Origin of the sequence: Bacillus sp. M13(2017) (genome assembly GCF_002218325.1) — a bacterium.
Classification (GTDB): domain Bacteria; phylum Bacillota; class Bacilli; order Bacillales; family Bacillaceae_G; genus Bacillus_A; species Bacillus_A thuringiensis_K.
Map to the genome: position 1 here is coordinate 390598 of NZ_KZ268502.1, position 18131 is coordinate 408728.

An 18131-nucleotide genomic window follows, 5' to 3' on the forward strand; every position below is an offset into this window, starting at 1 on the left:
AGAGGATTTCGGTAAAATAGACAATGGATATATAAGAAACGATTATAGGAGGAAGACTACTATGGCAATTGTTGATGTATCGATTATTCCAGTAGGAACAGGTAATCCAAGTGTTAGTGAATATGTAGCAGAAGTACAAAAGGTGCTAGAGAAAAATGCGGATCGTGTGAAGTATCAATTAACACCGATGAATACAATTATTGAAGGAGATCTTCCTGTCATTCTAGAAGTAATTCAACAAATGCATGAAGTTCCATATACGAAAGGTGCACAGCGTGTTGCAACAACTATTCGTATTGATGATCGTCGTGATAAAGTAAGCACAATGGAGAAAAAATTAAACTCTGTTCGATCAAAATTATAAGAAAAAGCAGCGATCTTCGCTGCTTTTTTCATATAGGAGGTAAATAAGATGAGTGAAAAGTTTAATGAACAATTTGACGGGTTGTTAGAGAAATACACGGAACTATTACTTGGAGAGAGCAATGAAGAGAGAAAAGAGCAGGTGCAGAAGTGGGCGCTTTATTCTTACATAGCGAAGACAATGCCAGCTTTAGTAAAGCATTGGAATGAGACATATCCAGATGCGAAAGAAGAGATGGTGCAGTTAATTACAGATATTAAAAGGCTGAATGAAGAGAAGCGAAATGAGCAATAAAAAAACTTGAGGGAAATATAATCGCAAGTTTTCTGTATTAATATCCTTATATAACTTACGTGGAATATTAAGGGTTTTATAGGCATGTCGAATATTTTCGGTATGCCTATTTTTGCCCTAGTAAACCCGTTTTTTCTAAATGTCGAAAAATATTCCCTTCATATTTGCATGCGAGAATATAGGTTTTTAAATGTTTTTATAGTATTTTATAAATTATCTAAATAATTATTTGTATCCAATAATTTTAAACAATGATATAATTTTGAAGAGGGGTAAAAAACAGATAAATTACAGTCATAGGGGTGAATTACATGGAACAATTAATGCGAAATTCGTTTCTTTTCTTATCTAAAAATAAAGCGCTAACAAAACTGGCTAAAAAGTACGGTTTACGCTTTGGTGCAGGTCGCTTTGTCGCAGGGGAGACAATTGAATTAGCGACAGCAGCTATTAAACAATTGAACAAGCAAGGACTTTGTGTAACAATCGATTATTTAGGGGAATTCGTTGATAATGAAGCAGAAGCAAATGAAATGGCTAACCAATCGATTGAAGCGATCCGTGCAATTGGAAGAGAAGGTCTTGATTCGCAACTTTCTTTAAAGATGACTTCTATGGGATTAGATATCTCTGATGAAATCGTAATGAACAATATGCGCCGTATTTTAGAAGCTGCAAAAGAAAATGGCGTGTTCGTTACAATTGATATGGAAGATTATACACGCTGTGGTAAAACAATTGATATCTTTAAACAATTAAAATCTGAATACGATAATATTGGTACTGTTATTCAAGCTTACCTATATCGTACAGAAAAAGATATGGAAGAATTAAATGCGTATAATCCTAATTTACGTCTTGTAAAAGGTGCTTATAAAGAACCTGAAGAGGTAGCATTCCCAGATAAGAAAGATGTAGATGACAATTATAAAAAGATTATTAAAATGCACTTATTAAATGGAAATTATACTGCGATTGCTTCACATGATGAAGCGATTATTGAATATACAAAAAAACTTGCTGAAGAACACAACATTCCAAGGGATCAATTTGAATTCCAAATGTTATATGGTATTCGTAATGAGCGTCAACTTGAGCTAGTAAAAGAAGGTTACAAAATGCGTGTTTACGTACCTTATGGAAACGACTGGTATGGCTACTTCATGCGTCGTCTAGCAGAGCGTCCAGCAAACGTTGCGTTCGTATTAAAAGGTATGGTTAAAAAATAACCAAGGAGAAAATACTCCTTGGTTATTTTAATTGCTGAAATGCATAATGTGCCATTTTCTTCGTATCAGGATATAGTTGCGCCCGAGTAGAAGATAATACGACGTTAATGACGCGTTTACCATCTTTTTCATCGACTGTTACGACTGTATATTTGCCAAGTGCTGATAGACCGCTTTTACTTCCAATCGCATATGGATCGTCATATAGTTCTTCTCGTCCATAGTTTGCGATATTTGGAGAGCGTTCTGAAGTATGTAGAGTTGTACGTGTTGAATTCATATATTCTAAAACAACTGGATACTTTAATGCTTCTTTCGTAATCATAGCAATGTCATATGGTGATACTTTATTTCCAATCGCATCAGCACCACTTGCGTTCTTGAAAGTCGCATGCTTTGTACCAAGTTCCTTCGCTCTAGCATTCATCATTTTCACAAATTCATTTTTTGATCCTGCGATATGTTCTGCAATTGATTCAGCTATTGGATCTGCACTAATGATAAGCATAAGTTTTAATGCCTCATCACGTTTTAATTTTTCTCCAGCACGAAGTTTAATTTTCTTACTTTGACTTTCTGTTTTAATTGCATTTTCTGTAACTGTAATTTCTTCATCTTCTTTTACATTCTCTAGTAAAAGAAGGGTTGTCATCATTTTGGCTATACTAGCCGGATAAGAGCGTTCGTCTTCACGTTTCCCATACAAAATTTCACCTGTGTCTGCATCGATTGTAATGGCGTATTGCCCAGTAATGTTAGGTTGATTAACTCTTACAGCTTGTTGCCTTTGTGCATAAGAGAAGAAAATCATCCCTGTAAATAGTGTAGCAATCATTACAATCATAACTATTGTTCGTTTCATCATCGGTCCCTCTTTTGTTTTCCATATGTACAAATAAATTGGGCAGAAAAAGCAGCCATTAATCATTATGCCACGTTCTCTGCCCAAAAATATAGCGTTATTTTTCGCCCATATTATGCTTCTTATATTGTTGGTTGTTACCTTGGCGTCCTTTTTCAACACCGTGATTATGCGGACCTGCGTTTCCAGTTACACTAGCTGCACTAATTCCAGCCTTTGAAGGGTTCTTCTTAAGTTTTGCCATATATATTCCTCCAGTTTCGTCAGATTATAAAAAGGAAAAGTGCATTTAAACAAAGAAAATACACATGTATAGCATAGCCAAATGAAAGAAAAATATTTATTTCAGAAAATTTTATCAATAAATATATTGCGAAAATTTAAACAGTATCATATATTTATTAGTAGAGGCTCACTCATTGATTGCGACTTATGTCGAAAAATTGAATGAGCATTCATTCAAGAATAGGGGGAGAATTGGATGTTCCAAATTAAAAAGGCTGCTGTTCTAGGTTCAGGCGTAATGGGTTCGGGAATTGCGGCACACTTAGCTAATATTGGTATTCCGACATTATTGCTTGATATTGTACCACCTGCGCTTACGAAAGAAGAAGAAGCGAAGGGACTTACATTAGAACATAAAAGTGTGAGAAATCGTTTTAGTAATACGGCTGTGCAAAAATTATTAAAGCAAAAACCAGCTCCTCTGACAGTGAAAGGAAATCTAGCACTGATTGAAGCAGGTAACTTAGAAGATGATCTTGAGCGTCTAGCTGATGTAGATTGGATTATTGAAGTAGTAGTTGAAAACTTAGAGATTAAAAAGAAATTATTTGAAAAAGTAGACGCTGTTCGTAAACCGGGTTCTATTGTCAGCTCGAATACGTCAGGCATCTCAGTTGAAAAAATGGCAGAAGGTCGTTCAGACGACTTCCAGAAACACTTCTTAGGCACACACTTTTTTAACCCACCACGATATTTAAAACTTCTAGAGGTAATACCGACGAAAGAAACAGATCCACAAGTATTAAGCTTCATGAAACTATTTGGCGAAGACGTTCTTGGAAAAGGCGTTGTTATCGCAAAAGACACACCAAACTTTATTGGAAACCGCATCGGTACGTACGGTTTACTTGTTACTCTTCAAGAGATGGTAAAACGCGGCTATAGTATTGGGGAAGTTGATTCTGTAACAGGCCCACTTATTGGTCGTCCGAAGAGCGCAACGTTCCGCACATTAGATGTTGTCGGCTTAGATACATTCGTACACGTTGCAAATAACGTATATGAAAATGTGCAAGAAGAAGAGCGTGATGTATTTAAAGTACCAGCTTTCATGCATGAAATGCTTGAGAAAAAATGGCTTGGAAGTAAAACGGGTCAAGGCTTCTTCTTAAAACAAGGGAAAGAAATTTTAGAGTTAAACCCTAAAACGATGGAATATGAAGCGCGTAAAAAATTAAAAGCTGCATCCGTAGAGTTAAGTAAACAAGAAAAAGGATTAGCGAATAAATTGAAAGCGCTTGTATACGCGAAAGATCGTGCAGGAGAGTTGTTATGGAACATCATTACACCAACTCTTTTATACTCTGCAAAACTTCATAAAGAAATTGCTGACGATATCGTTGCAATTGACCAAGCGATGAAGTGGGGCTTCGGCTGGGAGCAAGGACCATTTGAAGTGTGGGATGCAATCGGTGTTGAAAAATCTGTTCAAAAGATGGAAGAAAACGGCGTAGTTGTTCCTACTTGGGTGAAAGAAATGTTAGAGAAAGGTTTCACTACTTTCTATAAACATGATAACGGCGATAGCTACTATTACGATAATGGCGAATATAAGCTAATCGAGCGTAATAAAAAAGCAATTTCTCTTAAGCAATTAAAAGCGAAAAATGGTGTATTAAAGAAAAATAGCGGAGCGAGCTTAATTGATTTAGGCGACGGCATCCTTTGCTTAGAATTCCATTCGAAGAGCAATGCAATCGGTATGGATATTACGCAAATGATTAACTATGCTGTTGATGAAGTAGAAAAAAATTATAAAGGTCTTGTTATCGGTAACCAATCGAAGAACTTCTGCGTTGGTGCGAACTTAGCGATGATCTTAATGGAAGCACAAGACGACAATTACTTTGAAATTGAGTTGGTTGTGAAAAACTTCCAAGATGCAATGACGAAAATTAAGTACTCTTCTAAGCCAGTTGTAGCAGCACCATATGGTATGACGCTTGGCGGAGGTACAGAAGTTTGCTTACCAGCAGCTAGCATTCAAGCTTCTAGTGAAACGTATATGGGCTTAGTAGAAGTTGGTGTTGGCTTAATTCCTGGCGGAGGCGGTAATAAAGAGCTATACATTAAACACTTAAATAAAATGCCAAATGGTGTAGAGTTTGACCTGCAAAAAGTTGCGAATAAAGTGTTCGAATCTGTAGCGATGGCGAAAGTTTCTACATCAGCCCAAGAAGCTGTATCGAACAACTTCTTAGGCGATAAAGACGGTATTAGTGTGAATGGTGATCACTTACTATATGATGCGAAACAGAAAGCACTTGCTTTATATGAAGCTGGTTATAAAGCACCGATTCGTAAAAAGATACCAGTTGTTGGTGAAACAGGATATGCAACTCTTGTACTTGGTGCAGAAGCAATGCATTTATCAGGTTACATTTCTGAACATGATCTTCACATTGCGAAGAAACTTGCATATGTCATTGCGGGTGGAAAAGTGCCGTACGGAACAGAAGTTGATGAGCAATATTTATTAGATGTAGAACGTGAAGCATTTATTAGCTTAGTAAGTGAGATGAAATCACAAGCAAGAATGCAGCACATGCTTGTAAAAGGAAAGCCATTACGTAACTAATAACGAGGGGAGATATCGTTCATGAGAGAAGCTGTCATTGTTGCGGGAGCAAGAACACCAATTGGAAAAGCAAAGAGGGGTTCATTAAAAGCAGTTCGTCCTGACGATCTAGGGGCGTTAGTAGTAAAGGAAACGTTAAAGCGTGCGAATTATGAAGGACCAATTGACGATTTAATTTTCGGCTGTGCGATGCCAGAAGCAGAGCAAGGTTTAAATATGGCTCGTAATATCGGTGGATTAGCAGGACTTTCTTACGATGTTCCAGCTATTACGATTAACCGTTACTGTTCTTCAGGTTTACAAAGTATCGCTTACGGAGCAGAGCGTATTATGCTTGGTCACTCTGAAGCTGTATTATCAGGTGGAGCGGAATCAATGAGTTTAGTTCCAATGATGGGACACGTTGTTCGTCCGAATAGTCGCCTTGTAGAAGCAGCTCCAGAATATTATATGGGTATGGGACATACAGCAGAGCAAGTTGCTGTGAAATATGGAATTTCTCGTGAAGAGCAAGATGCATTCGCAGTAAGAAGTCATCAACGTGCTGCCAAAGCATTAGCGGCAGGGAACTTTGCTGATGAAACAGTATCTGTAGATGTAACGTTACGTACTGTTGGAGCAAACAACAAATTACAAGAAGAAACAATCACTTTCGCACAAGACGAAGGTGTAAGAGCAGAAACGACATTAGACATCTTAGGTAAATTACGTCCAGCATTTAACGTTCGCGGTTCTGTAACAGCTGGTAACTCTTCACAAATGAGTGATGGTGCAGCATCTGTATTATTGATGGATCGTGAAAAAGCAGTAAGTGATGGTATGAAGCCACTTGCGAAATTCCGTTCATTTGCAGTAGCTGGCGTACCACCAGAAGTAATGGGAATCGGTCCAATCGCTGCAATTCCGAAAGCGTTAAAACTAGCTGGTTTAGAGCTATCTGATATCGGCCTATTCGAACTAAATGAAGCATTCGCTTCACAATCAATCCAAGTTATTCGTGAACTTGGTTTAGATGAAGAAAAAGTAAACGTAAACGGTGGTGCAATCGCACTTGGACATCCACTTGGCTGTACAGGAGCAAAACTAACACTATCTCTTATTCACGAAATGAAACGCCGCAACGAACAATTCGGTATCGTAACAATGTGTATCGGTGGCGGAATGGGAGCAGCGGGAGTATTTGAATTACTATAAAAAAAGTGGAAGCGGCTTGCTCAGAATGTGAGGGGGATGGAGCTTCAGACGAAGAGGCGCTCTTTGCCTCGTAGGAAGAAGCGAAGCCACCGAACATTCTAGCCACTGGAACTGGACTATAAAAAAAGTGGAAGCGGCTTGCTCAGAACAGGAGGGCGTTGGAAGCCCTGACGAAGAGGCGCTTTTTGCCTCACAGGAAGGGGTGAAACGACCGACTGTTTTAGCCACTGGAACTGGATTATAAAAAAAGAATGGAAGCAACGAAGGTTTATAAAAAATAAAATTGAGAGCCAGCTTCTTTCTTTTTTGAAAGAAGCTGCTCATGAAAATATGAAGGAGGAAATTTTCATGGAAAAAACAGTAGGAAATGCGGTTAAAGGCGGTAGCTTTTTAGTAGATGAGATTACGATTGATCAAGTGTTTACGCCAGAAGATTTTTCATCTGAGCATAAAATGATTGCAAAAACGACAGAGGACTTTATCGTAAATGAAGTTCTTCCAGAGCTTGAATATTTAGAGCAACATGAGTTTGATCGTTCTGTTCGTCTGTTAAAAGAAGCTGGAGAACTTGGTTTATTAGGTGCTGATGTACCAGAAGAGTACGGAGGAATTGGCCTTGATAAAGTAAGCTCAGCGTTAATCGCAGAGAAATTCTCTCGCGCAGGTGGCTTTGCAATTACTCACGGTGCTCACGTAGGTATCGGATCGTTACCAATCGTATTATTCGGTAACGAAGAGCAAAAGAAAAAGTATTTACCATTACTTGCAACTGGTGAGAAATTAGCTGCATACGCATTAACAGAGCCAGGTTCAGGATCTGACGCATTAGGTGCAAAAACAACTGCACGTTTAAATGCAGAAGGTACACATTATGTATTAAATGGTGAAAAACAATGGATTACAAACTCTGCATTCGCTGACGTATTTATCGTGTATGCAAAAATTGATGGAGAGCACTTCTCAGCATTTATCGTAGAGAAAGAATATGCTGGCGTATCTACAAGCCCAGAAGAAAAGAAAATGGGTATTAAATGTTCTTCAACTCGTACGTTAATTTTAGAAGATGCATTAGTACCGAAAGAAAACCTACTTGGTGAAATCGGTAAAGGTCATATTATCGCATTCAACATTTTAAATATCGGCCGTTATAAATTAGGTGTTGGTACAGTTGGATCTGCGAAACGTGCAGTAGAAATTTCAGCACAATATGCAAACCAACGTCAACAGTTCAAGCAACCAATCGCTCGCTTCCCATTAATTCAAGAGAAACTTGCGAATATGGCAGCAAAAACATATGCAGCTGAAAGTTCTGTATATCGTACAGTAGGTTTATTCGAAAGCCGCATGAGCACATTATCTGAAGAAGAAGTAAAAGACGGTAAAGCAGTAGCAGCTTCTATCGCTGAATATGCAATCGAGTGCTCTTTAAATAAAGTATTCGGTTCTGAAGTACTAGATTATACAGTAGATGAAGGTGTTCAAATTCACGGTGGTTACGGATTTATGGCAGAGTACGAGATTGAAAGAATGTACCGCGATTCTCGTATTAACCGTATTTTCGAAGGAACGAATGAAATTAACCGCCTAATCGTACCAGGTACGTTCTTACGTAAAGCGATGAAAGGTGAATTACCACTTCTTCAAAAAGCACAAAAATTACAAGAAGAGTTAATGATGATGATGCCAGAAGAAGTAGGCGATGAGCCATTAGCACTTCAAAAGTATTTAGTAACTAATGCGAAGAAAATTGGTTTAATGGTAGCTGGATTAGCGGCTCAAAAATACGGTAAAGCATTAGATAAAGAGCAAGAAATTCTTGTGAATATCGCTGACATCGTAAGTAACCTATATGCAATGGAATCAGCTGTTCTTCGTACAGAAAAAGCAATTAAAACAACTGGTCTTGAAAAGAATAAACAAAAAGTGTTATACACTGAAGTATTCTGCCAAGAAGCATTCAACGAAATCGAAGCAGATGCGAAAGAAACACTTATCGCAGTTGAAAACGGCGACATGCTACGCATGATGTTATCATCATTACGTAAATTAACTCGCCACACACCACTTAACGTAATTCCGAAGAAACGTGAAATTGCTGCGAAAATTTTAGAAGATGAGCGTTACACAGTTTAATACTTTTAAAGAACAGTAGTCGTTTATACGGCTACTGTTCTTTTTTCTGAAAAAATAAAATTTTTAGTGACATAAAACTAATACCATTAGTATAATAAAACTAATGGTATTAGTTTTCGTGAAAAGGGGGATGGAAATATGAGAATGATACATGAAAAAACGGTATATCAATTGTCATTTTTGCCAAGAGTGTTTCCAGTGAATTGTTACTTTGTGGAGGAAGAAGATGGTTTAACTTTAATTGATGCGGCTTTGCCATATAGCGCAAAAGGTATTTTACAGGCGGCTGAGAAAATAGGAAAACCAATTACTAAGATTGTATTAACACATGCGCATGATGATCACATCGGTGCATTAGACGCATTAAAGGAAGTACTTCCTAACGTTCCAGTCTATATTTCTAAGCGGGACGCAAAGCTGTTAGAAGGAGATACGACATTACAAAAGGATGAACCAAATATACCGATAAAAGGCGGTGTACCTAAAAAGGTAAAAACGGTACCTGATGTTTTATTGGAAGATGGCGACCGAGTTGGATCGCTTCTTGCGATTAGGACACCGGGACATACGCCAGGCTCCATGTCATTTCTTGATGTACGAAATAAAGCTCTTATTGTCGGGGATGTATTTCAAACAAGAGGAGGTATGGCTGTTTCGGGACAAATGAAATTTTGGTTTCCGTTTCCTGCGATGGCAACGTGGAGCAAAGAAATATCGTTACAAAGTGCAGAGAAGCTAAGCAAATATGAGCCTTCCTTACTTGCGGCAGGACATGGGAAAATGATAAAAGATCCAGGTGCTATCATAGAGCTTGCTATTAAGAAAGCTAAGCGGAATATAGAAAGTAGGAAAGAAGGTTAATTTATGTCACCGAGAATCGGACTTACATTACCGAAAATTGTAGAAACAGCAGCAGAAATTGCAGATACAAACGGAATACAAGAAGTAACGTTAGCTTCATTAGCGCAAACATTAGGGGTACGTTCACCCTCGCTATACAATCATGTAAAAGGTTTACAAGATGTACGGAAAAATCTTGGCATTTACGGAATCAAACAGCTGCATAACAGACTGGAAGAAGCGGCCGAGGATAAACGGATGGATGAAGCAGTTCATGCTTTAGGAGAAGCGTATGTAGCATTTGTCCGCAAACATCCTGGACTATATGAAGCAACTTTTTTACGAGATGAAGAAGTAAGAAAAGCAGGTGACGGAATTGTAAAGCTTTGTCTTCAGGTTTTACAGCAATACGGCTTAGAAGGAGAGAATGCACTTCATGCGACACGTGGATTCAGAAGTATTTGTCATGGATTTGCGTCGATTGAACAGCAGGGTGGATTTGGTTTGCCACTAGATTTAGATACAAGTTTACATGTATTATTGGAAACGTTTATTAAAGGATTACGTGAATAAGAAGCAAGGTAATTAGAAGCCTTAGAAGCGATTTTTAGTTATCTTTTTAATTGGGAATCTATATTCACTGACAGGCGAACAGTATAAATTAGGAAATGCATGTTTATTAGCTGGAGTACTTTGTTCTTATGCTTTAACTATCGTAGTTTTGAAAAGAAAATATTAGATGAAAAAGAGTCTCTAATGGTTTGGAGATTCTTTTTCATCTAATAAGATTATTTTGCAGGTTTGAAAAATGTATATATCGCTAAGAAAAAGCAAACGAAACTGAATACGATGGGATCTTGATATGGACTAGGCTCAGAGCCCTTCTGGATTTCTGTAAGGAAGTCATGTGTTTTCATGTTCATTGCTCCTTTATATAAGAATACTTTTAATGAAGCTAATACTTACTAATAGAGTTGCACTAATAAACAATAAGAAAAATGTAGTGTTACGATTTTTATAATTGTTAAGTGCTATAAATAGAAAAAAATGAGAAATAATATATGTAAAGGTATAGAGGTGAATAGTGGTTTTAAAGTTAATACATCAATTAGTAATTTTATATATAGGATAGTGTAAATGATGAAAAGATAACTTTAAATGTTCTTTGCATAGGCACCTCTTCTTAATATATTTGTAAATTATCAAGGTAACATAAGGATAAAATTTTAATTTTTGTATTTTTTCTGTAATTATAACATTTTTTTGTATTTATAAATAGATGTGATTGATTTGAAGTGTAAGAAAGCTTTTTCATGAATACGATTTAAAAAGAACAGAATACTAAAGGAGAATGAAAGAAGAAAGGTAGGAGTATTCCATGCAAAATTTAACAGAGCTTGAAGTAGAAAATTTACGTCATTTAATCGGTGGACATGCAACAATTATTAACAAGTTGGAGCAGTATGCACAGACGTGTACAGATCCACAACTGAAACAAATGCTACAAAAGGATGCACAAGATGCACGAAATACGAAGCAACAATTAATGACTTTTTTAGGATAGGAGGAAGCGGAACATGAATGAAAAAGATATGGTAAATGATTATTTAGCAGGATTAAATGCAAGTTTAACAAGTTATGCAAATTATATTGCTCAGTCTGATAATGAGCAGTTACATCAAACGTTAATCCAAATTCGTAATCAAGATGAGATGCGCCAACGTAATATGTATGAGTACGCAAAGCAAAAGAGTTATTATAAACCAGCAGCACCTGCGAATCCGATGATTGTGCAGCAATTGAAAAGTCAGTTAAGTGCAGAATAATAGGATGAAAAAACGAGCGAAAATGAATTCGCTCGTTTTATTTTTTGTATGTCAATAAATACATAATAAATATTTTTCCAGTTGTAACAAATATGACGAAAATGGAATATAACAATTCACAAAAAGGACAAAAACTTTGTTCGATATTTCACAAAGTATCCATGGTTTCTATCGTGATAACCTCTATAATTAAGAGTGTAAAGAACAAAAGAAATAGATTATATGATCACTTAGGAGAGATTGCTATGAAAAGACATACAAGAAAAATTGCAATTATCGGTACTGGATTAGTTGGATCAAGTTGTGCGTATTCTATTGTGAATCAAGGCATTTGCGAAGAGCTATTATTAATTGATATAAATCATGAACGTGCAGTTGGGGAAGCAATGGATTTATCACATTGCATTAACTTTACAAATACAAGAACAAAAGTATATGCAGGAAGCTATGAAGACTGCAAAGATATGGACATTGTTATTATTACTGCAGGGCCAGCACCAAAACCTGGACAAAGTCGCTTAGATACTTTAGGAGCAAGTGCAAAGATTATGGAAAGTGTTGTTGGTGGCGTAATGGAAAGTGGATTTGATGGTATTTTCTTACTCGCATCGAACCCAGTTGATATTATTACATATGAAGTATGGAAATTATCTGGATTACCTAGAAATCGTGTGATCGGTACAGGTACATCATTAGATTCTTCTCGCTTAAGAACAATTTTATCTGAAATGTTACATGTAGACCCTCGTAGTATTCATGGGTATTCATTGGGAGAACATGGTGATTCTCAAATGGTTGCTTGGTCTCACGTAACTGTTGGTGGAAAGCCAATTCTGCAAATTTTAGAAGAACAAAAAGAACGATTTGGTGAAATAGATTTAGATGAAATTGTTGAGAAGACTGCGAAAGCTGGATGGGAAATTTATAAGCGAAAAGGAACTACTTATTACGGAATCGGAAATTCTCTAGCATATATTGCGAGTTCAATCTTTAATGATGATCACCGTGTCATTGCTGTATCAGCCATTTTAGATGGTGAGTATGGTGAATATGATATTTGTACAGGAGTACCAGCTATTATTACTAGAGACGGTATAAGAGAAGTTGTAGAACTCAATTTAACAGAGGATGAAGAATCTCGATTCGCAAAATCAAACGATATTTTACGTGATTATATGAAAACAATTGGTTACTAACTTATAGAAGAAGGTGAAACAAATGAAGGAATATATAATGTCTCGTGTATTTAAAGCATCTGCTGGAATCGCACAAGGTATTTTCGTATCCCTCGGAATTGGTTTACTGATCGAAAATATAGGAAGAATTGTTGATATACCATTACTTATTACAATCGGAGTTGTTGCAAAATCACTTATGGCACCAGCAATTGGTGCCGGGATTGCTTTTATGCTCGGTGCAAATGGCCTTGTAATCTTCTCGGCTATGGTGGCTGGAGCAATTGGTGCCGGATCCATTTCAATTACTGAAGCAGGTCTAATTATTAAAACAGGTGAGCCAATCGGTGCTTTATTAACAGCAACTTTAGCTGTATATATTGGTAAACGTTTAAGCGGAAAAACTGCTTTAGATATGATGCTCGTTCCATTTGCGGCAATATTAGGCTCTGGTTTAGTTGGTATTTGGTTAGCTCATAATATTACTCCTGTTTTAAACGCAGTTGGAGCTTTTATTAAAGATAGCTCGGCTGGTAGCCCGTTTATCGCTTCTATCGTCATTGCAGTAGTTTGGGGACTATTACTTATCTCTCCAGCTTCATCAGCTGCGTTAGCAATTGCACTTAGCTTAGACGGTGTTGCAGGTGGTGCTGCTCTTGCCGGATGCGTCGCTCAGTTTATCGGATTCTCTGTCATCTCAGCGAAAGAAAACAATTTAGGTGGCATATTAGCTCAAGCCCTTTGTACTCCGAAAGTACAGTTGCCAAATATCACTAAAAATCCAATGATTCTCGTTCCAACTGTCGTCGCCAGTGCTATAGTCGGTCCAGTATCCGCATTAATTTTCCAACTGGAAGCAGGAAAGGAAATTGCAGGTCTTGGATTAAGTTCTCTTATCGCACCAATTAATTTAATTTCCAGCCAAGGATGGGGAGTTCTCCCAGCGATGGTAATTACTTATATCGTTATTCCAGTAGCTGTTTCTTATATACTTTACATTGCTCTTAAAAAAGCAGGTCGTATTCATTCTGGTGATATGACTGTACCGCAATCTTAAATTGAAAATCTCCTTAATAATAGATAAAAGCAGACTGAGAAGCCACAGTCTGCTTTTTTGTCATGTTACATTCTATGATTTTGTTTTACTGGAACTCTTATTGGTTCTTTCGCCAATAAGAGTTGAACGCCGAAGTAAAGTATGCTTGCAAGCGTCATTCCAGAAACGGCATCTACAAAGGCATGCTGCTTCGTAAATAACGTTGATAAAATAATAAGTGTACCGAAGAAAGTAAGGATGTAATATTCAAAAGCGTGTTGCTCTCTACGCTTAAAGGCAGCTAACATAATTACAAATGTAGTAAGAACGTGAATGCTAGGGAAACAGTTTACCGGTTGATCGATACTATAAATATAGCGAACTAGTTCAGAAAATACATCTGTTCCAACGACAGTCGGACGCGGTACAGTTGTTTGCCAAAAATAATAAATAGAAAAACAAGCAAGCTTTCCAAAAATAACACTACTTAAAGTGACATAATATTGCTTTCGGTCAGCAAAGCAGTAATAAATAAGTGCGCCGTATAAGTATGGAAACCAAAGTAAATAAGGAATAATAAATGCTTTTACAAATGGAATCCAATCATCTACTACAGTTGTAACGTCTACTGCGTGAACAGTCGATTTATTTAATACGTCGTAAAGGGGACTTACGAGTACAAGTAGAAGTATATAACTTAACGGAAGAAAAGATGAAAGTTTAAATTTCTTCATGTTGATCTCCTATGTTTAGTAATGTAAGTAAATTCAATTGATTATAATATAGAAACGTGAATTGGGCTATCGATTTTACTTACATTTTCTTGAATTAACCTTACGTTTTTGTCACTTGACTAAAAAGAAGGGGAGGGTGCTATATGAAGCGTTTATCGTATTTCTTATTTTTTATATTGATATGCCTAGTCAGTGCTGGGTGTGCAAAGGATAAAGAAGGAGAGAAATTAGAATATAACGGAAGAGCACTCGTAATTGGAGTTGTTGGAGAAAAGCCGAAAGATACGTTTAGGAATGTAAAGTTTGAGGAAATGAAGTTAGAGGCACTGGAAAAGAAATCTAAGGAAGTGGATGGTTTTCTAATAATGAAAGATCACTTTCAAGAAGCCTCAACAGAGCAGTACAAAAATGTATTTTCATCGCTAAAGAAACCAGTGTTTTTTATCGGTTTACAAGATAAATCATATTCAATTTTTATTACAAAAGGGACAGAGTATAACAGTGCACGAAAAGATGTAAATGTGATGTATACGCAAGGTTTTGCAAATATCGGAAGTGGTGAAGGGCAACAATGGGCAATTGGTTTATCTAATGGAGGAAATACAGAAGAAAGTATTCATAATATGTATATCGTCGTATTTCAAACCATCGCAGATTATTTGAATAGATGATGAGGGAGCCTGTAAACGAGGCTTCTTATTTTTTTAAATAAACGTTTGTTTAAGCTGTATGTTCGGTAGGAAGAAACCGATGTAACTTAAGGGTTAAGAAAGAAAAATGGAGAATTAATCAAACGTTTGTTTAAGCTGTATGTTCGGTAGGAAGAAACCGATGCAGCTCAAGGCGTAAGAAAGAAAAATGGGGAATTAATCAAACGCTTGTTTAAGATATATGTTTGGTGCAGAATCTAAAAAAATTTATATATTTATTTTTTTCTTAACAAATGGCGGAAAAATAAGAAAAATTCGCAGGATTATTAAAAATTATCACGAAATAAGTAAAAGTTTAGCGAATAATGGTTTGAAATAATAAAACGTTTTCTATATGATAAAGGTAAAGGTTAGTAAAAAAGTAGGTGAATTTATGACAGTAACATTTTATTCATATCCAAAGTGTGGCACATGTCAAAAGGCAAAGAAATGGTTTGAGGCAAACGATGTAGCATATGAGATGATTCATATTGTTGAAAATCCACCATCAAAAGAAGATTTACGTAATTTACATGAAAAAAGTGAATTACCCTTAAAAAAATTCTTTAATACAAGTGGAATGCGTTACCGTGAACTTGGTCTGAAAGATAAGTTGAAAGATGCAAGCGAAGACGAAATGTACGAGCTTTTAGCATCTGATGGCATGTTGATTAAACGTCCAATTGTAACAGATGGAACGAATGTAACACTTGGTTTTAACGAAGAGCAGTTTGAAAGTGTGTGGAAAAAGTACCAATAAGGTATTTTTACATAATTAATACATTCACTGGAGGTACAGTCATGAGCATTCCAAATAATTTACGTTACTCTGAAGAACACGAATGGGTAAAAACTGAAGGTAATGAAGTTGTTATCGGTATCACTCACTTTGCACAAGGTGAGCTAGGCGATATCGTATTCGTTGAACTTCCTGAAGTAGGTGCAACAATCGAAGCTGACGAGCCATTCGGAAGCGTAGAATCTGTTAAAACAGTTTCTGAGTTATACGCACCTGTAAGCGGTAAAGTTGTAGCAGTAAACGAAGAATTAAGTGACCAACCAGAACTTGTTAACGAATCTCCATACGAGGGTGCATGGATGGTTAAAGTTGAACTTTCTGATGCAAGCCAAGTTGAGAAGTTATTAACTGCAGAAAAATATGCAGAAATGACAAATCAAGACTAATTTAGTCGACTAAAGGACAGCCTTTGTGCTGTCTTTTTTTATTTTGTATGAAATAATGAAAGTCAAGTTATATGTAAATAAATAAGCTATTATGAGAAAAACTGTTTTGTGGTAAGGTTTCATAAGTCTTCACAATCTGAACGAGCCGCTTACGCTTTTCTTTTGCAAAAATAAACAGGAAACAACATGAAAATAACGAATATACTATATACTAAGTTCAAGGTTATATAGTATATGGTGATCGGGTGATGACATATGATTTATGTAGAAAAAGTCATTATTGTAGAAGGTACATCAGATAGAAGAAAGATTGAATCTATTATTCGTGAACCGGTGGAAATTGTTTGTACAAATGGTACAATTGGTTTGTCGAAAATGGATGAGCTCGTTGATCAGTTTTTTGATAAGGAAGTGTATGTGCTAGTGGATGCTGATGATGCTGGAGAAAAGTTAAGGAAACAATTTCGAAAAGAATTTCCGCAAGCCGAGCATATCTATATTGATCGCTCGTACCGAGAAGTGGCAACTGCGCCATCTACACACTTAGCAAATGTATTATGGGGAGCCGACATTGACGTTTATACAGAATATTTACGGTAAGGAATGATAGAAGTGATTGATTGGACAGGAGCCGAAGCTACAGCCCTAATAGAGAACGAAGAAAAAACAGTATTATATGTATATACTCCAATGTGTGGAACATGCCAATTAGCAAAAAAGATGTTAACAGTCGTTGAGATGACAATTGAAGGCCTCAAAATTGGGATGTTAGATTTAAATTATGCTCCGCATTTAGCGAAAGAGTATGGGATTGAAAGTGTACCTTGTTTACTTGTTTTTGAAAATGGGACACTGATGAAGAAGATATACGCATTTCATTCGGTTGAATATTTATATACGGAATTAAAGTAGGCGGCAAAATTTTTGCCGCCTCGACATATTTCTTGGGAAATATGTCGAGATGCAGGGTGGATACAGTATTTGTCGAGCGAAAATAACAGGATTGCTCTTTAGTGAGAGGGAATGGTATGTAATAGAAAGTGATATGAAGGATGTGATTTAAGGTGAAATTATATTCTTTGCTTCAATCATTTGTAAATTACGCTAATGGTCAATATCATTTAGAGCCGCTTTTAAGAAAAGAAGAAAAAACTGTTAATTTCCGCTTTGGAGATGAAAGTTGTTCGTTACAAATTTCAAGAGATTATATAGAACTGCTACATGAGGAAATAGGGACGGAGCAAATCGTTTGTGTAGATGAAGAAGATGTAAAACAATTGGTAAACGGCAATGTACGATTGCAAATGTTAATGAACGATGGACGTGTACAATATTCGGGAACGTATCGAACGATGCTATTAGTCGAATCGATGTTTCATATATGTAAACCGATGTCAGTAGGTGCTTAAAATTCTGAAGGTTCATTTTTTGCGAAAATTTCTGTTGACATGGTGTTTAGATATTGATACAATTCAATTCATAAAATATAGACAATTTCATAAATTACAAATCAGACGAAAATTGAATCTGATTTCTCTTATCAAGAGAGGTGGAGGGACTGTGCCCTGTGAAGCCCGGCAACCGTCAACTTATGTTGAAATGGTGCCAATTCCTGCAAAGCAAATGCTTTGAGAGATGAGAGAGAGGGATAATGTTGTTATATACGCATAAAAACCTTTCTGCTTCTCTAAAGCAGAAAGGTTTTTT

The 18131-nt window shown here is 36.6% G+C and carries 21 protein-coding genes, 1 pseudogene and 1 riboswitch; of the genes and pseudogenes, 19 read left to right on the forward strand and 3 right to left on the reverse strand.

The window, feature by feature from the left end:
* Positions 1-61: 61 nt before the first annotated feature.
* The 3 genes from CGQ22_RS11140 to CGQ22_RS11150 all read left to right on the forward strand — a co-directional run bounded on the left by CGQ22_RS11140 (position 62) and on the right by CGQ22_RS11150 (position 1887).
* Positions 62-364 (forward strand): MTH1187 family thiamine-binding protein, encoded by a 303-nt coding sequence (locus CGQ22_RS11140; RefSeq protein ID WP_001018860.1) that lies wholly within the window; start codon positions 62-64, stop codon positions 362-364.
* Between the two features lie 48 nt (positions 365-412).
* Positions 413-658: a YusU family protein gene (locus CGQ22_RS11145; protein ID WP_001290594.1), complete on the forward strand. Its 246-nt coding sequence runs from the start codon at positions 413-415 to the stop codon at positions 656-658.
* Between the two features lie 311 nt (positions 659-969).
* Positions 970-1887: a proline dehydrogenase family protein gene (locus CGQ22_RS11150; protein ID WP_000436776.1), complete on the forward strand. Its 918-nt coding sequence runs from the start codon at positions 970-972 to the stop codon at positions 1885-1887.
* A 22-nt stretch (positions 1888-1909) separates the two neighbouring features.
* Here the strand turns inward: CGQ22_RS11150 and CGQ22_RS11155 are convergent, their stop codons facing one another.
* Together CGQ22_RS11155 and CGQ22_RS11160 are read right to left on the reverse strand one after the other, a co-directional pair.
* Positions 1910-2749, reverse strand: coding sequence for a D-alanyl-D-alanine carboxypeptidase family protein (locus tag CGQ22_RS11155; RefSeq protein ID WP_000831481.1), 840 nt, complete (start codon positions 2747-2749; stop codon positions 1910-1912).
* Between the two features lie 97 nt (positions 2750-2846).
* Complete coding sequence (locus CGQ22_RS11160; protein ID WP_001096344.1) at positions 2847-2993, reverse strand: YuzL family protein; 147 nt, start codon at positions 2991-2993, stop codon at positions 2847-2849.
* A 237-nt stretch (positions 2994-3230) separates the two neighbouring features.
* On the opposite strand from CGQ22_RS11160, the gene CGQ22_RS11165 reads away from it, so the two are divergent.
* The 10 genes and pseudogenes from CGQ22_RS11165 to CGQ22_RS11210 all read left to right on the forward strand — a co-directional run bounded on the left by CGQ22_RS11165 (position 3231) and on the right by CGQ22_RS11210 (position 13837).
* Complete coding sequence (locus CGQ22_RS11165; protein ID WP_000486395.1) at positions 3231-5612, forward strand: 3-hydroxyacyl-CoA dehydrogenase/enoyl-CoA hydratase family protein; 2382 nt, start codon at positions 3231-3233, stop codon at positions 5610-5612.
* Between the two features lie 21 nt (positions 5613-5633).
* Positions 5634-6806 carry an acetyl-CoA C-acetyltransferase gene (locus CGQ22_RS11170; RefSeq protein WP_089148704.1) on the forward strand — a complete coding sequence of 391 codons (1173 nt, stop codon included), beginning with the start codon at positions 5634-5636 and terminating at the stop codon, positions 6804-6806.
* A gap of 348 nt (positions 6807-7154) precedes the next feature.
* The gene (locus tag CGQ22_RS11175; protein WP_000416287.1) at positions 7155-8939 is read left to right on the forward strand and encodes an acyl-CoA dehydrogenase family protein; all 1785 of its coding nucleotides are present in this window, start codon (positions 7155-7157) and stop codon (positions 8937-8939) included.
* 138 nt (positions 8940-9077) lie between these two features.
* Positions 9078-9800: an MBL fold metallo-hydrolase gene (locus CGQ22_RS11180; protein ID WP_089148705.1), complete on the forward strand. Its 723-nt coding sequence runs from the start codon at positions 9078-9080 to the stop codon at positions 9798-9800.
* A gap of 3 nt (positions 9801-9803) precedes the next feature.
* The gene (locus CGQ22_RS11185) at positions 9804-10352 is read left to right on the forward strand and encodes a TetR/AcrR family transcriptional regulator (RefSeq protein ID WP_089148706.1); all 549 of its coding nucleotides are present in this window, start codon (positions 9804-9806) and stop codon (positions 10350-10352) included.
* A gap of 31 nt (positions 10353-10383) precedes the next feature.
* Positions 10384-10518 (forward strand): annotated as a pseudogene (locus CGQ22_RS32415) (DUF2178 domain-containing protein); the annotation flags it as partial.
* A 639-nt stretch (positions 10519-11157) separates the two neighbouring features.
* Positions 11158-11343, forward strand: a complete 186-nt coding sequence (locus CGQ22_RS11195) for a hypothetical protein (RefSeq protein ID WP_001180555.1) — start codon at positions 11158-11160, stop codon at positions 11341-11343.
* Between the two features lie 13 nt (positions 11344-11356).
* On the forward strand, positions 11357-11605 hold the full coding sequence (locus CGQ22_RS11200) for a spore coat protein (RefSeq protein WP_001002987.1): 249 nt from the start codon (positions 11357-11359) through the stop codon (positions 11603-11605).
* Positions 11606-11850: 245 nt separating this feature from the next.
* Complete coding sequence (locus CGQ22_RS11205) at positions 11851-12801, forward strand: L-lactate dehydrogenase (RefSeq protein ID WP_000820650.1); 951 nt, start codon at positions 11851-11853, stop codon at positions 12799-12801.
* Positions 12802-12823: 22 nt separating this feature from the next.
* Positions 12824-13837 (forward strand): PTS sugar transporter subunit IIC, encoded by a 1014-nt coding sequence (locus tag CGQ22_RS11210; RefSeq protein WP_000666162.1) that lies wholly within the window; start codon positions 12824-12826, stop codon positions 13835-13837.
* 65 nt (positions 13838-13902) lie between these two features.
* Here CGQ22_RS11210 and CGQ22_RS11215 read toward each other — a convergent pair whose 3' ends face one another.
* Complete coding sequence (locus CGQ22_RS11215) at positions 13903-14550, reverse strand: phosphatase PAP2 family protein (protein WP_000713772.1); 648 nt, start codon at positions 14548-14550, stop codon at positions 13903-13905.
* A 143-nt stretch (positions 14551-14693) separates the two neighbouring features.
* Here CGQ22_RS11215 and CGQ22_RS11220 point away from each other — a divergent pair, with 143 nt between their 5' ends.
* From CGQ22_RS11220 to CGQ22_RS11245, 6 genes are all read left to right on the forward strand, one after another.
* A complete protein-coding gene (locus CGQ22_RS11220) occupies positions 14694-15221 on the forward strand; it encodes a hypothetical protein (RefSeq protein WP_000826885.1) in 528 nt (175 codons plus the stop codon).
* A 412-nt stretch (positions 15222-15633) separates the two neighbouring features.
* Complete coding sequence (locus CGQ22_RS11225; protein ID WP_000218968.1) at positions 15634-15999, forward strand: arsenate reductase family protein; 366 nt, start codon at positions 15634-15636, stop codon at positions 15997-15999.
* Between the two features lie 41 nt (positions 16000-16040).
* Positions 16041-16424: a glycine cleavage system protein GcvH gene (gene gcvH / locus CGQ22_RS11230; protein ID WP_000026896.1), complete on the forward strand. Its 384-nt coding sequence runs from the start codon at positions 16041-16043 to the stop codon at positions 16422-16424.
* Positions 16425-16679: 255 nt separating this feature from the next.
* Positions 16680-17024 (forward strand): toprim domain-containing protein, encoded by a 345-nt coding sequence (locus tag CGQ22_RS11235; protein WP_000640870.1) that lies wholly within the window; start codon positions 16680-16682, stop codon positions 17022-17024.
* A gap of 3 nt (positions 17025-17027) precedes the next feature.
* Entirely contained in the window at positions 17028-17336 is a 309-nt protein-coding gene (locus tag CGQ22_RS11240) for a thioredoxin family protein (protein WP_002025020.1), read from the forward strand.
* Between the two features lie 152 nt (positions 17337-17488).
* Positions 17489-17833 carry a hypothetical protein gene (locus CGQ22_RS11245; RefSeq protein WP_000781210.1) on the forward strand — a complete coding sequence of 115 codons (345 nt, stop codon included), beginning with the start codon at positions 17489-17491 and terminating at the stop codon, positions 17831-17833.
* A gap of 125 nt (positions 17834-17958) precedes the next feature.
* Positions 17959-18066, forward strand: a riboswitch (SAM riboswitch).
* Positions 18067-18131: the final 65 nt, after the last annotated feature.

Bases quoted from the DNA above. Each gene is read 5' to 3' on its own strand.
- CGQ22_RS11140 (WP_001018860.1), top strand. From the start codon at position 62: ATGGCAATTGTTGATGTATCGATTATTCCAGTAGGAACAGGTAATCCA.
- CGQ22_RS11145 (WP_001290594.1), top strand. From the start codon at position 413: ATGAGTGAAAAGTTTAATGAACAATTTGACGGGTTGTTAGAGAAATAC.
- CGQ22_RS11150 (WP_000436776.1), top strand. From the start codon at position 970: ATGGAACAATTAATGCGAAATTCGTTTCTTTTCTTATCTAAAAATAAA.
- CGQ22_RS11155 (WP_000831481.1), bottom strand. From the start codon at position 2,749: ATGAAACGAACAATAGTTATGATTGTAATGATTGCTACACTATTTACA.
- CGQ22_RS11160 (WP_001096344.1), bottom strand. From the start codon at position 2,993: ATGGCAAAACTTAAGAAGAACCCTTCAAAGGCTGGAATTAGTGCAGCT.
- CGQ22_RS11165 (WP_000486395.1), top strand. From the start codon at position 3,231: ATGTTCCAAATTAAAAAGGCTGCTGTTCTAGGTTCAGGCGTAATGGGT.
- CGQ22_RS11170 (WP_089148704.1), top strand. From the start codon at position 5,634: ATGAGAGAAGCTGTCATTGTTGCGGGAGCAAGAACACCAATTGGAAAA.
- CGQ22_RS11175 (WP_000416287.1), top strand. From the start codon at position 7,155: ATGGAAAAAACAGTAGGAAATGCGGTTAAAGGCGGTAGCTTTTTAGTA.
- CGQ22_RS11180 (WP_089148705.1), top strand. From the start codon at position 9,078: ATGAGAATGATACATGAAAAAACGGTATATCAATTGTCATTTTTGCCA.
- CGQ22_RS11185 (WP_089148706.1), top strand. From the start codon at position 9,804: ATGTCACCGAGAATCGGACTTACATTACCGAAAATTGTAGAAACAGCA.
- CGQ22_RS11195 (WP_001180555.1), top strand. From the start codon at position 11,158: ATGCAAAATTTAACAGAGCTTGAAGTAGAAAATTTACGTCATTTAATC.
- CGQ22_RS11200 (WP_001002987.1), top strand. From the start codon at position 11,357: ATGAATGAAAAAGATATGGTAAATGATTATTTAGCAGGATTAAATGCA.
- CGQ22_RS11205 (WP_000820650.1), top strand. From the start codon at position 11,851: ATGAAAAGACATACAAGAAAAATTGCAATTATCGGTACTGGATTAGTT.
- CGQ22_RS11210 (WP_000666162.1), top strand. From the start codon at position 12,824: ATGAAGGAATATATAATGTCTCGTGTATTTAAAGCATCTGCTGGAATC.
- CGQ22_RS11215 (WP_000713772.1), bottom strand. From the start codon at position 14,550: ATGAAGAAATTTAAACTTTCATCTTTTCTTCCGTTAAGTTATATACTT.
- CGQ22_RS11220 (WP_000826885.1), top strand. From the start codon at position 14,694: ATGAAGCGTTTATCGTATTTCTTATTTTTTATATTGATATGCCTAGTC.
- CGQ22_RS11225 (WP_000218968.1), top strand. From the start codon at position 15,634: ATGACAGTAACATTTTATTCATATCCAAAGTGTGGCACATGTCAAAAG.
- gcvH (WP_000026896.1), top strand. From the start codon at position 16,041: ATGAGCATTCCAAATAATTTACGTTACTCTGAAGAACACGAATGGGTA.
- CGQ22_RS11235 (WP_000640870.1), top strand. From the start codon at position 16,680: ATGATTTATGTAGAAAAAGTCATTATTGTAGAAGGTACATCAGATAGA.
- CGQ22_RS11240 (WP_002025020.1), top strand. From the start codon at position 17,028: ATGATAGAAGTGATTGATTGGACAGGAGCCGAAGCTACAGCCCTAATA.